Raw genomic sequence first — 997 nt, 5'->3', positions numbered from 1 at the left:
AAGTGTTTGATGCCGTGCGCGACGAAGCCGGGCCATATCGGTGGATTCCGCTGGACCCTGGTCAATGAGCAAGCAGGCACGCTCAATACGACACTAACTTAGTGGGGCAGCGCCTATTGAGCCTCAACCCCGGCGTAGTTGAGACCGGCATTTTTGAGCGCTTCGTGCAGGTCGTGGAAAGCGGCCAACCGCATGCGTACGAGCAGGAGTACCGCCACGAGCAGTACGACGGCTGGTTTGAGCAGTCGGTAGTGCGCCTGGGCGATGGGGTCGTGAGTACAACTACTGACATTACCGCCCGCAAGCAGGCGGAGGCGGCCCTGCGGCACTCCGAAGAGCGGTTTCGCGCGTTAGTAACCCAGGCCGCTGTAGGTATCGCCGAAACGGAAGAGGAACGCTTTACCTACGTCAACGACCGTTTTTGTGCCATAACCGGCTACCCTCGCGCTGAGCTGATAGGGAAGCTGGTCAGTGACATCACGCATCCTGATGATGCGGCGCGCGACTTACACTTGCTGCGGCACCTCTACGCCACGGGCGAGCCGTTTACGGTCGACAAGCGCTACGTGCGTCCCGATGGCTCGCCGGTGTGGACCCTAGCTAGCGTGACCTCCCTCCATAGCATCCCGGACCACCCTAACCGGGGCTTTGCTGCTTGTATTGATGTCACTGACCGCAAGTGGGCCGAACAGGAGTTGCAGGCCGCTCATGCGCGCACAATCGACATCCTGGAAAGCACTACTGATGCCTTCTATGCCCTGGATGCCGAGTTTCACTTCACCTACGTCAACCAGCGGGCGGCCCGGCTCTGGGGGCGTAACCCCGAGGCACTGCTGGGACGACACTATTGGACGGAGTTTCCCTCGGCCGTGGGCAGCGAATCATACAAGAAACACTACCAGGTGCAGCAAGAAGGCCGGCCCGTGCAGTACGAAACCGTATCGCCGCTGCTTGGCACTTGGATTGACGTTAACATTTATCCTGGGCAGCAGGGCGG

The 997-nt window shown here is 60.1% G+C and carries 1 protein-coding gene; it reads left to right on the top strand.

Annotated features, from left to right (window positions below):
- Positions 1–101: 101 nt before the first annotated feature.
- Positions 102–997, top strand: an 896-nt coding sequence (locus VI25_RS24505; protein ID WP_152981811.1) for a PAS domain-containing protein, incomplete at its 3' end; no start/stop codon positions are given.

This window comes from Hymenobacter sp. AT01-02 (assembly GCF_000961955.2).
GTDB lineage: Bacteria > Bacteroidota > Bacteroidia > Cytophagales > Hymenobacteraceae > Hymenobacter > Hymenobacter mucosus.
This window is presented reverse-complemented; position numbering and strand designations above follow the sequence as displayed.